7 protein-coding genes and 2 pseudogenes are annotated in these 14,432 nt (G+C 34.0%); all 9 read right to left on the bottom strand.

Annotated features, from left to right (window positions below; genetic code table 11):
* Nucleotides 1–35: 35 nt before the first annotated feature.
* Nucleotides 36–836, bottom strand: a complete 801-nt coding sequence (locus tag HDT10_RS06075) for a phage Gp37/Gp68 family protein (protein ID WP_290881161.1) — start codon at nt 834–836, stop codon at nt 36–38.
* Nucleotides 836–1,906, bottom strand: a complete 1,071-nt coding sequence (tcmP, locus tag HDT10_RS06070) for a three-Cys-motif partner protein TcmP (RefSeq protein WP_290881158.1) — start codon at nt 1,904–1,906, stop codon at nt 836–838. The genes HDT10_RS06075 and tcmP overlap by 1 nt, the downstream gene beginning before the upstream one ends.
* Before the next feature lie 41 nt (nt 1,907–1,947).
* Nucleotides 1,948–3,813 (bottom strand): site-specific DNA-methyltransferase, encoded by a 1,866-nt coding sequence (locus HDT10_RS06065; RefSeq protein WP_290881155.1) that lies wholly within the window; start codon nt 3,811–3,813, stop codon nt 1,948–1,950.
* Complete coding sequence (locus HDT10_RS06060) at nt 3,803–6,787, bottom strand: DEAD/DEAH box helicase family protein (RefSeq protein WP_290881153.1); 2,985 nt, start codon at nt 6,785–6,787, stop codon at nt 3,803–3,805. The genes HDT10_RS06065 and HDT10_RS06060 overlap by 11 nt, the downstream gene beginning before the upstream one ends.
* 79 nt (nt 6,788–6,866) lie before the next feature.
* Complete coding sequence (locus HDT10_RS06055) at nt 6,867–9,737, bottom strand: DEAD/DEAH box helicase family protein (RefSeq protein WP_290881152.1); 2,871 nt, start codon at nt 9,735–9,737, stop codon at nt 6,867–6,869.
* Nucleotides 9,730–10,730, bottom strand: a pseudogene (locus HDT10_RS06050) (virulence RhuM family protein). The gene HDT10_RS06055 and the pseudogene HDT10_RS06050 overlap by 8 nt, the downstream one beginning before the upstream one ends.
* Entirely contained in the window at nt 10,720–11,079 is a 360-nt protein-coding gene (locus HDT10_RS06045) for a hypothetical protein (protein WP_290881149.1), read from the bottom strand. The pseudogene HDT10_RS06050 and the gene HDT10_RS06045 overlap by 11 nt, the downstream one beginning before the upstream one ends.
* A 4-nt stretch (nt 11,080–11,083) precedes the next feature.
* A pseudogene (locus HDT10_RS06040) lies at nt 11,084–13,808 on the bottom strand (DNA methyltransferase).
* 84 nt (nt 13,809–13,892) lie between these two features.
* Complete coding sequence (locus tag HDT10_RS06035; protein WP_290881148.1) at nt 13,893–14,402, bottom strand: restriction endonuclease; 510 nt, start codon at nt 14,400–14,402, stop codon at nt 13,893–13,895.
* Nucleotides 14,403–14,432: the final 30 nt, after the last annotated feature.

Here is a 14,432-nt window from a genome sequence, read left to right as displayed (position 1 = left end):
CAGAAAAAGGCGGGATAATGATTAAATATAGGTTTCTAAACTTTAAACTTTGGATATTCTCTATACAATCTACCACCGAGCAAAGCACCATTTTCTTTTTTATTGCGTTTAATGCCATCGCTCCCCCAAGTTCCCCATTGTTTAAAGAAAAAGGCGACACCTTGTTCTTCACATTGTTTTTGAATATTCCACACCCAAGATTCTTGCATTGCTCTTGCTTTAAAGCCACTCTCTCCTCCGACAACAACCCAATCAATCCCTCTTAAATCAAGCTCCCCTAAATCATCAAGCAAAGGTTCACACGAAAGCCATTTAATATTTGCTTGCAAATTACGAATCCAATCTATTCTGTGTTTAATGCTGCTTGATTCTACGGTTGCTCCTAGCCACACATTTGGTGGAATATCACGCATCATACCATCTCCAAAAATCTCTTTATTTTCTTTATTTAAAGCAGAATTTTCAGAATATTTTTTTCCCTCAAAATATTCAAACATTCTATGGGGGCGTTTGGTTAGAATCTGGTATTGATGATATGGCGTTTGTCGTATAATTTGCATAACCCTATCCAAAAACTCAACTTGCATTTTTTTGTGAAACAAATCACTCATAGAATTTACAAAATAAAGTGTAGGTTTTTTATTCTTTAATGGCTCATTCAAACGATGTTCTAGCATTTTAAATTTAAATCCATCTTTATAATCTTTATTGCCTATCGCCTGAAGACGCTTTGCCATTGCCTCTGCATAGCAATTTTGGCAACCATCACTTACTTTATCGCAACCAATGGTTGGATTCCAACTTGCTTGTGTCCATTCGATTTTGGTAGATTTCATTATGATTTTATCCTTATTCTTACTCTTATATCCTTTTCATTTAAGTGAAAGCCTCTTTTTGAATTTTTGCAATATTCACACTCTAAGTTATTCTTTAATTCATCCAAAATCTTATTAGTGTGTTTTGCTAAAAAACCATTGTCCATTCCAAAAATTTTTATATCAATATTACTTCTATATTCTTTCAAATAATCAACCAAAAGCTCTTTATATCTTTTCTCTTTTTCACTTACTGCATCTTTATTATAAAATAAACTACCTTCTTCTTTTGTAATATCTCTATCAATGTTTTTATTTCCTTCACCAAAATTTTCATCTATTTTCCAAGCAGTTTTTAAAAATTGCTCCTGTCCTTTTGGATGTGTAGAAATAAAAATAATTCCATTAATATTTCCATTATCTTTAATTAATAAAAAAGGAGAAATAAAAAATTGTTGAAATTTTTGTTTAAAATATTGTGCAATAACTCTATGAGTTTCATAGTTTGTTTTAGCTTCAAAATCTTGCTTAGATATATACCCAGAATCAATATAACGTTTAAATCCCTCACCTTCCAAAAATCTTCTGATATGTCCAGATGAAATAAATATCAATATATCTGTTCCTTTTGCTAAAAATTCTTCAATTTTATTAATGTGTCGGATTCCATATTGGTCTAAAAAGATAAGCTTATAATAATTTTTAGACAAAATTTTATAATCCTTAGTATCTATAAAAGTCCATTTAATCTCTATGTTCTTAGATTCTAAATTAGGATATTGTTCTTCAACAATAAATTTAAGTTGTTTAATTTTGTTTTCATCTTTATCATTAAAATAAACTTTTATTGTTTTGTCTTTACAATTTCTTTTTAATACCGCATCAAGAATGCGAAGTGGTGAGCCTTTATGCGTGTTTGTCCCATCATATCCGCTGCCACAAAACAAATCATAGATTTCTAAAGTATTAAATTTTAAACCTCTTTGATAATTTACAGTTACATTAAGCCAATCGTAAATGTATTGCTCAAATACTGCTAACTTAGTTAATGTTGCACTATCCCATTCTTCAGCATGCATGTCTTTTGCCATTTTATCCTCACCAGAAATTTTGCTTTTATCCCAATTTTACATTAATACACTATCCTTAGTCGTTCATCAATATCTGCACTATTCTGAAGGTTTAGAAATTCTTCTAACTCTAAAGAGGCATAACCATCAATGAAAATATATTCATTCTTGGTATGACTTAGAATCTCTAAGACTTCTTTATCGCACTCCACCACACAATAGACATCATCACATTTATAGAGTTTAGTTTCTATGATACACTCTAGCTCTCTATCTAGACCCTTGCCACATTGTAGGCTTAAGTTTCTAGCAATATCACTGGGAATTATCCCCTCTCGTCCTGTAAGCAACTCTAAATGCCCTTCTTCATCACATGCTAGGCTAGGTTTATCGCACAGACTATACACACTAAAGCCTAAATCGCCTTTGAAGTCTTTATACTCTTTAGCGATTTTTGCTCCTGCTCTCTTCACCCTCTCTATCGTAATATCGCTAATTGTGGGATTTTCACTCTTAAGCTCATTTTTGCAAAAGTCATAGGCGACTTTACTTTTATCCTCTTTTATGGGCTCATCAATTTGCACCAAAATAAACTGCCGATTGCCTCCATCCTCGCTATTAAGTTCCATTACCGCTTGTGCGCTTGTCCCACTCCCTGCGAAAAAGTCAAGGATTATGTCGTTTGAATCTGTGGAAGTTGAAAGCCTTATGATTCTTTTTAATAAAAGAGTTCCTTTGGGGTCGCTAAAAATACCTTTTCCTAAAATTTCCGCAATCTCTTCATTGTTTCCGTGTGTATGTCCAACTTCATCATAACCCCACATTGTGCCACAAGTAACACCTTGTCTCACTTCGTTTAAATATGTTTTTTTGTCTATACCACCATTCGAATTAAAATAAAGTTCTCCATTTTCATAAAGCTGTAAAAGAGTTTCCTTTGAATATCTAGGATAACGTCCTATTGGTGCTTCCCACTCAATCCCATTTGGAAAAGTAATTTTATACATGTTGTTTGTGTTGCCACTTCTAGCGTGAATTGGTGTTGGCTTCCACGCACCCTTTGGGTCATTGTCCCTATTTTTATAATCTTTATCTTGTTTTTCTGTTCTAGGTAATAACCCCAACTTAAAATTACTTCTATCTTTTGAATAGATTAAGATATGTTCGTGTTGATAAGAAATATCTGTGTCATTTGAAGTTGTATATTTATTATTCCAAATCAAATCCGCTACAAAATTCTCCTCCCCAAAAATCTCATCACACAGAATCTTCAGATTAGCTTGTTCGTTATCATCAATAGAGATAAAAATCACTCCATCCTCTCTAAGCAAATCCCTTGCAAGCTTAAGACGCGGAAGCATAAAGGCAAGCCAACCGCTATGGGATTTGCTCCCTGTGATATTGCGGAAGAATCTTAGCTCTTCAGATTCTACCCATTCACCCTTTTCATCTTCAAGTAGCAAACCCACTTCACGCAAAATAGCCTTGTAATCCTCTCTAAAGTCATCGGAGTAGATGAAATTGTCATTTTTAGTATTATAAGGTGGGTCGATATAAATCATTTTGATTTTTTCACTATAGGCGGATTTTAGGAGTTTAAGCACATCTAAATTATCCCCTCTAATAATAGTATTTCGTGTATGCGTTGCGTTTGAGCGATAAATGCACTCTAACTTTAACTCTTTAACACAAGGGGTAGAATAAAGAGCATTAGCTAAACCCTTACCGCTAAAGGTTAGCTCATAACCTTGAATATCTGCCCTCTCGCTTAAGCCTAAAAGTGTTGCGATGGCTTTAAGGCTCACCACACCATCGGCATTAATGGTTTGGGGGAAGTTTGCTTTAAGATTTTCATAGAGTGGGTTTTGCTCTTTTTGGGAATCTATAATCTCCATACCTAGTTCTTTTGCTTTATCTTTATTTATCATTCTCACTCTCCTTTGAAAACTCTGCTTTTTGCATTACCTCTTGCAAAACTTGTAGTAAGCTTTGTTTGTTTATGCGGGTATGAAAAAGCACTTTAATATTTCTATCCTGCATACTCTTGCTTAGTTTTTCAAAAAACTTTTCAGCATAATCAATCTTTTTACGCTCTGGCTCGGGTATATCCTCTTCTCGCTCATAACCCTTACTTTCACACACAAAAAAGATTTTTTGTCCTTTGTTGTCTTTGAGCAGATAGGCAAAATCAGGTTCATAGTTTTTATAAGGTGTGGGGATACTAAGTTTAGGGAGTTTGGCAAAAACTTCTATTTGGTGATTAAGAATAGAATTGCTATCACTTAAACTAATGGTATTTTCTAGGCTTATTTCCTCTTCAATCTTAGAATCACATACTACCTTATCATAGAGATACTTATCACTTGGGAGACAATCTTGCCCATTGTTTTTGGCGATATATTTACCTAGTATGTGCTTTTCAATGCTTGGCTTTGGTGTGCCATCTGCGAAATATAGGATTTGGAATCTCTGATTGCTAAAGGTGTTTTGTGAGAAATCATAGCTTACAGACTGGAGCAAGTTTTTATGCAATTCTTCTTTGATGCAATCTTGCAAAGCTTGGAATGCTGCTTTAGGAGAATTGATAAAACTTTGTCTATTTAGTTGTGGATGATTATAAATCTCTAACAAAAACTGTAAAGGTAGCTCTTCATTACTCCGCTTTTGACTTGCTTTAGCAAACTCAATAAGTAATTGCGGTAAATTTTTATGCAAAGTATGTGAATAGTCTTTTATCCCTATGCTTTCTATTTTTTCTGTAATGATTCTATTATTTTTGCTATCATAGACTTTTTTCTCATAAAGAATATGCTCTTTAGAGATAGACTTCGCATTAAAAGATTCTACAATAGACTCTATCAAATGCGTTTGGTTGATGTTTTTATAGACAATTCTTGCTTGGACGTTAATGCTTTGCCATAGTTCTTTAAACTCTTTTGCAAGGTTTTGTTTAATGTTTATTTTTTCATTAGTTTTATTGGCATCTGTTACATAGTCGCGTTTATTCTCTCTTGGTTTAAATGCCTCTAATATCTTACTATAATGCTCTCCTAAAAGCTCTTTGATAGTATCGTTTTGCATTGCTTCATAGATTGGAGCTATGATTCTATAAAGGTCATTGTCCAAATCAAACTCCAAACAACCCAAATCTTCTAATTTCATCAATAATCTATCAATCTGACGCTCATTTAAATTTAAATGTTTTAAAAAATCTCTATTTAAAATATCACTACTCAAAGAAAAGCTAGAATCTTCAATCTCTTTTTGTAACCCTTCGATAAAGCCTCTTTCTTCGCTACTTACAATCATATCAAGATAATTGATAGCAAAAAATTCATTATCGTTATAATCCATAAAAGAATGCGTAATGCGTTTGCCCTCATTATTCACACAAAGCCTTAATCCTCTGCCTACTTGTTGATGCCTACTTGTATCACTGCTGGAATTTGCTAATTTGGTAAGCGTGAAGATATTTGGGTTATCCCAACCTTCTTGCAACGCCCATACGCTAAAGATAAATCGTAAAGGGGTTTTAAATGAAAGGATTTTTTCTTTTTCCTCTAAAATCATTTTTATATCACTTGCTTCGATATTTTCTTTATTGCTTTCTTTTTTCTTGGTTATGTTTAAACTATCACCACTAAAATACCCTTGATGCACGCGTAAAACATTCTCTTCATCAAAATCATTCTTTAAATAATCCCTATAATCTTGCGAAAGATTCTGCCTTAAAACTTCCTCTCGTTTTTGCTTATAGATTCTCTCAAACTCTTTTTTGATAAAAGGCTCTTCACCCCTAAAATCCTCAATACTAGGGATAAAAAACAAGCTTAAAGCCTTAATGCCTCTTTGGAATAAAGCCACCTCTTTTTCAAAATGCAAATCAATAGCTTTTTGTAACAATAAGGTAATTTCGCTTTCTTGTAAAACATAGCCTCTTTTAGTTTGGATTATCTCTCCATTATCTAAATACACTTTATCTTTAGTGATTCTTGTTAGACAACTTCCCCGAAACTTAGAATCTAAATCTCCTAAATCTTGATTGAGGTTAATTCTTTTTTGCTTCTCAACTCCATTAACAAAATAAGAAAAAATTGCATATCTTTCCTTGCTATTAGCTCTAATGAGATAAGGATTATCGTTGTCTTGAATGATAGTATGTGTATGTATTTGTTTCACAAGATAATTGTTAAAAGCACTCATAGAATCAAGGCAATAAACGATATTGCTTAGCTCATATTCTTTTTCCTTAGGGAAGGTCGCACCAAAGCGAAAATACAAGGAATTAATCTGTGAAAAATATTTATTAAATGCCTCGCCCTTTAGCAAATGGGGTTCATCGATAATGCTAATTGGCTTTAGATTAGCAATATTTGTAAAAATGCTTTCTACATTAAAAAGTGCTTCACTGCTCCTATTTAAAATATTATCCTTTTTGTCAATAGCACTATTTGTAAGGATTAACACAGAGAGTTCATCGGTATTTTTAATGTAATGATTAATAATAGCTGATTGGCTCTTTGTGTCGCTATACACATAGGCTTTAAGGTGTTTATTGTATTGTGTATAAAAATAATCTTTGGTAAGTTTAATGTTTTGTTTAACAGATTCTAAAATTGCTTTTCTTGGGACAAAAATAATGAATTTATTTTGTTTAAAGTTGCGATGAAGTTCAAAGATGAGATTTAGATAAGTGAAAGTCTTTCCCGTGCCTGTCTCCATAAGAATATCAAGGTTAAGCTTATTGCTTAAATTCTTTAAGGGCATAGTATGCGTGGTATAGAATTTGTTTAAACAATTTTTAAGATTTTCTGCATTATGTGTGTCAAAGTCAAAGTCTTCTAATACAGAAATAATATTGCCTATGCATTCTTGCTGATAATCTTGTCTCTCAAAAATCATTCCTACCTTCCTAGAGCTTCTCCATCTCATCGCCTAAAATAAGGGAACTATAGCAAAGGAATGCTTACAATCTTATTTATTACTTAAGCCTTGAAGAAAAAAGCTCTGCGATGGTAGATTTGATATGATTTTCCATATTTGAAACGGAATAATTTTGTTTATTGTAATAAAATAAAAATACCTCAATATGAAAACTATCAAAATGAAGTGAATTTTTCCCAAAAATATTCTTAAAACCTTGTAGCTTATAACGTGCATTCGCCTCGTGCCTCAAGCCTTTTGGGTCGATAAAATAGATTTTATATGCATGAGTTTGCCTTGATTTAAGCCAAAAGATAAAATCAGGATAAAACTTTCGATAATCTTGCTTCTCCTCATCAAAATAGGGGATATAGATAGAATCCACATTTTCTACAATCCTACTAAAGCACCATTCGTATTGCTTGAGGGCATTATTGTTTTCTTGCAAGTATTTCTGCAAATCTCGTAAAAACTCTATCTCGCTTGGCTCTCTAATCGCATAAACAATTCTACTATCATTTTTCTTATCAATCACTAGGGGATTATAATAATGTTCTTGCAAGCTAGAATCTAAAATATATCCATAGACTTCAGTCTTTTTCTTGCTCTGCTGTGATTGTAGGATTGTCTCTATATACTCTTTTGGCACTCCTTTAGATTCTAAATCCTCCCTTGTCTCTGTATTTCTTGCCGACACAAGCTCCTTAATCTTTTTGTTAATTTCTTCTACAACAATAAAATCAAGAGTAGAGCTAAACTTCTGATAATGACAAATTTCATCTTGCAAGCTTTCAAATCTATCAAGTTTTTGCTGTGCAGAATGAAAGAAAGTATCCAAAATTCTTAAGGCATTTTTCGCCTCAAGTTGCTTGGTATCTCCGATAATTTTAATAGAATCTTCCCTATCTACATCACTCATTTTTGCCTGTATTTTCCTAAGTGTAGAATATCCTAAATCATTTGCCTTAAGATTTGTCTGCAACAATAAAACATCTTCATCAAAGGATTCTATATAATCTTGGAGAGCATTAAAGTCGCTTTGGGAGATATGGTAGATTCTCTGCGTTTCTCCAGAATCTTTATATTTTGGCACAAGTAGAGGCTGAAAGGTTTTGTTTCTTTTAAAGCCACTTAAGGGGTGATTTTGAATAAATTCCTCAATCCCGTCTAAAATCCCTTTAATCGCCTCCTTTTGACTTGCCATAATAAAGAGTGTTTCGATACCCAAGCTCCCCTTACATAAGCTCTCTTTTTGATGATAATCCAACACATCGCATTGCGTAAGCCTTTTTCTCACTCCCCTAAAAGGCTCAATCCGCACACCTCTACCAATGGTTTGCAAGACATATTTCTTTGCATTTTTGCTACCAATATTAATAAAGCAAATCAGATTCACGCGATTGCTATCCCAACCCTCGCTAAAGACTTTGCTCCCCATCATAATTTGTATGGGCGAGTCACTATGATTAATGTTTTGAAAATATCCATTAGTAATATCTTCTCCACTCTCGATACCAAGATTGCTTAGATATTGCTTCTCCCATTCTCGAATGCTTCCGATATTTAAAAGCAAGAAAGGCTCTTTAGCATTTTTAGATTTAAAGACAATCTCTTTGGTATTGCCCTTTATCTTACACGCCTCAATCATAGAGCTTTGCGAAGCATAGAATATTTCTTGTCTTAGAGTTTTAGAATCCATTGCCAAAATCAGATTCAAAAAGTCCTTATCTAAACTCATGTTTTTATCAAAATACAAGTTTTGGTTTTGGAGTGTTTCATAAAGATTTTGTGCAATATCTGTAATATCTCTATCAAGTTTTAGGATTTGCAAAATGGCTTCAAAATAGAGCTTGATTCCTGCATCTGCTGTATTGACTTTATCGGCAACCGCAATAATTAGCGGCTTGTGATAGCTAAGATTCTTATCTTTTTGAAATGCACCAAATTTTTTCATTATATTTTCTCTATGCTTCTTAATCGCACAAAATAAGATAAAACTTTCCAAGATTCTATTGATTTGCTCCTCATTGCCTTGCAATTCTTTAAAGGATTTCAAGTCCGAATCTAACACTGCAATATTTTTGCCATAGCCTTGAAGATTAAATTTCTCTAAATTGTAATTAAATGCGCATGTTTGTAAGTCGAAACTATCGCTAAAGGTTGCGGAGAAATTAAAGATAAAGCCTTTGGGATTATCAGATTCTTTAGAATCTAAGCCCCTTGCGAGCTCTCTAATGTAAGCTTTACGCACAGAATCTTTACTATCACCCTTATGCGCCTCATCAAGAAGCACAATCCAGCCTTCTTTGTTCAAGAAATTTTTGTAATTCAGTCGTTTTGCCTTAGAATCCTTGCCGACATTTTCGCTCGTATCTAGCAAATCACTGCGTCCAATAAAAACAATATTCTCATCAAAGAGTGAAGCATAAGCCGCTGCATTTTCATAATCCTTTAAATCTTTAATGCTGATAGCCTTGCTTTGGTGGGCGTTATATTCTGCAATATGAGCCTTAAATTGTTCTAAAATCTTATCATTTGGCACAAGAAGCATAATCGGCTTTTTAGGAAAATCGCCATTTGTCATTAGGCTATGTAAAAGCGCAATCAGCTTTATCATCACGATACTTTTGCCACTCCCTGTTGCCATCCAAAAGCTTGCGGTATTGATTTGCTCTTTTGCAATATCTTTTACTCCATAATCACAATAACATTGATATAGTTCATTAGCATTTTGCGTATAAAAGTTTAAGGCAGTTATAGCACTATTAAGCGCAGAGATTTGATAATCTTGCAAAGAAATAGTATGCGAAAAACTCTGCAAATCAAAGCCACCTAGCAAAGATTCGCCATCTTGAATCTTTGGCGCAATGATTTCTTTAAGAATCAATTCTTTTTGTGCTGATTGTGTTGTGGATTTTGTTTTACTCATTTGCTTTTCCTTTTCTCAGTGCTTTATAGGTAGATTCCAAAATTTCTTCATCTTCTTTTTGTGCTTTAAGCAAATTTTCCTCTTTGCGTTTTTGATTAAATTTTTCATACTGCTCATAGGCGATTTGCTCCATTTGTGCATTAGAAATACTACCATTATCTTTTAAAATTTCCTTGCCTCAAGCAAAGAATCCACATTTTGCTTCCAAAACCCCATTGTCAAAGCTTGTTTGTCCTTCACTCTAAGCTCTGCGGATTCTAAAAACACATTGACTAAACGATTGAGAATATCTAGCTCCTCTTTACTCAAATAGTTTTTAACGATAATCACATCGCCTTTGCGCACAATATTGCCTTTCTGGCTTGTTAGCCCCATATTAAGCTCCTTTGCATTAGCTCGTTCGCAAATCAGCTCTGCTGCGGTTTTATGTGTAGTCGCATATAAAAGCTTATTTTGCGTTTGTGCAAAGAACATCTGTGTTGCCTTATCGCTTGGGTCATAATCTGCACTCAAAGCAAAAAGCTCTCGCACTTTTTGATAAAACCTTTTCTCACTTGCCCTTATATCACGAATCTGTTCTAAGAGTTCATCAAAATAATCCGTCCTGCCATTTGGATTTTTTAATCGCTCACTATCAATCACAAAGCCCTTTTGCAGATAGCTTGCCAAATGCTCATTTGCCCAGATTCTAAACTGCACCCCTCGCTTGCTTCGCACACGAAAACCCACAGCTAAAATCATCTCAAGAGAATAAAATTTCACTTTGTAGGATTTGCCATCACGAGCAGTTGTTCGGATTTCCCGAAAACTAAAATCTGCTTGCAATTCCCCCTCTTTGAGGATATTTGTGATATGCTCACTGATACTAGATTTTGAGGTGTCAAAAAGTTTTGCCATAGCATCTTGGGCTAAAAATACACTTTCACCTAGTTCATGGAGTTCAACCTTGACTTTTTTATCTTGTGTGGTGTAGAGGAGGAGATTATTTTGCATTTTGACTCCCATTATTTTCTATCTCTCTTATGATAAAATTATTGCAATCATCTAAAAGCTGCTGATGTATTGTTTCTATTGATTTAATAGCCTCACTTGCATTTGGATTGTCGCTTGCAGAAAGTTCTTTAATGATTTCAATCGTTTTTTCTCCGATTCTTTCTCTGCATTGTTGTTGCATTACCTCTTTATAAAATTTTTCTTGTTTTTTAAGCTTTGGTTCTGAAATCTTATCAATACAGGAATTTACTAACATTAAAATAATTGTATATCCTATAAGTTTTAAAGCACAATCAAACCCTGTTATTTTTTCAATAATATTTTGTGATGTATGATTATTTTCTGCCATTCCTCTACTCCCACCATATTAGATTTTTCAGTTTTGGGTATTTGGCTAAATCTAGCGAATCTAAGTTTAGAATCTCACCATTATCAAACTCACAAGATTCTATGCCTTTAGAATCCAAAAACAATCGCTTGATTTTCCACCCCATAAGGTTTGCTATGGTTTGGAATATATCAAAATCTTGGCGATACTCTGTGTGCATATCTAGGCATACAATCTCGCCTTTATGTAACCTATCAATGAGTTTGCGGGATTTGCGGTAGTCGAGTATTGCTTCAGCTTTGGCATAGTCTTTGCCTTTGTAAAGCTCGTGTTGTCCGAGTTTATGAGATTCTTCACCTAAAGCAGGTTCAGAATGATAAGAATCTTTTAGAACATATTCACAATGGCTCAAAGCCTCTTCATAGGATTCTAATTCATAGTAACGAAATGCCCCGCCACCTTGATAATTTAAGCTTTTTGATAAATGGGAGCGTCTTTTTTTATCTATTGCAAAAAAATCTTTATCTCCAGCCACTACATTTTTCATTCTACCCAACAACCCGAGCCGACATTCATCTTGTTTGTTTTCTTTGTTGTATGCAGTATATTTTTCGTAAAAATGTTCCCCCATTTCCACACCTAGCCATCTGCGCCCGAGCTTTTGCGCCACTGCTAAGGTCGTGCCACTCCCTGCAAAAAAATCAAGCACAATATTACTTTGGTTTGAACTAGATTGAATAATTCTGCGCAACATATTTTCTGGTTTTTGTGAGCTATAAAATGAAATATTTTCACTTACTCTCATTTCAGACTGAGTGAAAGAATATATGTCATTCCAAATATCTCCGATTGGATATATTTTTTCGGAATCTAGCTCTATTTTTTTCATTACCAACTTGCCATTACTATAATTTTCTACAAAGTAATCAAAGTCTTCAATTTTCTTCGGTGAATTATTTTTAGCTTTTGCAATTAAATCTAATTGTCCTATATTTAGTTGTGTTGTATTTCTATTTGGTTTCCACAATTTATTAAAAATACTTTGGCATTTTTTAATAAAAAATATTGTAGAACTTTTAAGGGCAAAATTATTGCCAAAACTTTTATATCCAAATAAATCCGCTTCTTCATCCTTTGTAGCATTTGTATCAAATGTAATTTTTTTACATTCTAAGGATTCAAAAATATTATCAATAAGCAATCTTCCTAAATAATCTGCATTTTCATCTAAATGCAAATAAAAACTCCCCTCACTACTTAGCAACTCCCTTGCCAACTCCAAACGATTTTCCATTCATTAAAGAAAGCCAAGTGCTATCTTGAAATTTGTCTTTATACTCAAAGTCGCTTCCTGTGTTAAATGGCGGGTCGATATAAATCAAATCTACTTTGCCTTGATATTTGGGCATTAGAGTATTCAAGGCTTGAAAGTTATCCGCCTTTATTAGCTCACCATTAAGGATAGATTCCAAATTTTCAAAACTACCTAGAATCTTGTATTTTGTCTCTTTAGTAAAGTGCTTTGTGTCAATGGGGAGATAGCGGTATTTGTCATTACTCAATAAATCCTCTTTGTTAAAATCCTCATCAACGAGATTTAATTCTTGCCATTCTTTGATTTGAGATTCAAAGCCTTTGTCGTTTGTTATTAACCCTAAAAATTCTTTTATGAGAGAGGGGAGGGGCTTGAATTGCGAAGTCGCTCCCTCCCCCCTCTCAAACTCTCCCCCCACCCCGACAACGCCTCTAAGGTTTGCACTTTGTGCGATTTGATTTAAAACCACATCAAGGCTAAAAACATATTCTGTTTTCTTAGCAAATTTGGGCTTTAGCCATACAGCCTTTAGCTCATTTTCAAAATCCCCTATAAGCCTAATCACCTCATAGGCGATATTTTTAATGCGTTGCAAATGCGCTATGATGTCTGGATTCCATTCTTGAATCGCGCTTTCTTTATAGAGATAGCCAAACATCCACAAATCAAACTGCTCTTTTAGAAAAGTAGTAGCATTTTTGTGGATAAAGAAGTCTATTTCGCTTTGCTTCTTGTAGCTCCTAAAGATTTTTTTGAGCTCCTCTTCGTTGATTTTGATTTTAGAATCTTTCAAGATTGCATTTTGTTTTAAATCCTTTAAAAACTCCTCACTAAACTCATTAGAATTTTGCTTAAAGACATTGTTAAGCTCGGGAAACAGGTCTTTTTGGTTGCTAACCTTGATAAGAATCTGTGGCTTGCCCTCATCATTTGTTTCACCACTTATACTTTCAACACCTGCAAATTTAAAAATAATTTTGTTTTTAGTGTTATCGGTATTTTGCTTATATTCACTCGCATCAAATACGACTTCATAGCCTTGCTTTTCATCACTTAAAGTGAGGCTTTGGTAGAGTGTGTCGGATTTGACATAGTAGAGATTCTGTGTTTTGTAGAATAAACTCGTGTCTTTGGAGTTGGTATAGATTTTGGCATAAATATTTTTATAGATAGGCGTATCGGTGAAAAATGGCGTGCCGCTCTCATTCAAATAGCTATCAAAGAAAGTAAAAAGCTTATTGTAAATATCATGTGAGAGTGGCTCGCTTTCAATCTGTGATTCTAAATAGGCTTTGATATGGGTGAAATATTGCTCTTTGATTTTAAGCAGATTGCTAAAGCCACTTTTAGCAATATTCCCTTGATGAAAATCCTTGATTTTCACACCCAAATAGCAATCCTCTAACTTAGAATAAAATGCTTTTTTGTAATCCATACGCAACGCTCCCTTATGCCTTTACTTTGCGGTATTTTAACGAGATTGGGCTTAATTCTTGATTGAATGCTGTTTAAGCGAGTTTCACGCAAAATAAGGAATAATCTTATACTCCATATCGTTTTCTTCCAAAAATTTTTTTACCCCATAATCCACACTTTCACAACTCGTTATAAACACTCGGCGAACACTTCTTTTAGCAAAAATCTTTTGATTTTGCTCTATGTATGCGGTGCAATCGCCCAAAAAGATTCTTAAATGCTCCTGCTTCACTTGTGAATGCTCCCAATTCTTGCACTGAATCAAAAGTGCATCTTTGCCTTTATATGCAATTATATCAATGCCTTTATCGCGCCGCCCCTCCTTAAGTCCTTTAGGATATACCTTGTAACCCTGCTGTTTATAATGCCTAACAATTTGCAATTCGTATTTATCGCCTTTTTGCTTGTTTTGTGATTTACTAGAAACCTTGCGAGTTTTATATTTTGCTTGAGTGTCGCTAGAGCATTCAGAATCCCCGTCAATAGAATTGCGTCTTTTGGAGAAAGCATAAAATATCATCAATACAAGGGCTGATATAAACAATATTTCCACAAACTATTCCTTATTCCTCTAAACACTCAA

Source organism: Helicobacter sp., assembly GCF_014799995.1.
Lineage (GTDB): Bacteria > Campylobacterota > Campylobacteria > Campylobacterales > Helicobacteraceae > Helicobacter_D.
Note: the sequence above shows the minus strand (reverse complement) of the source record. Positions and strands in the feature narration are given on the sequence as shown.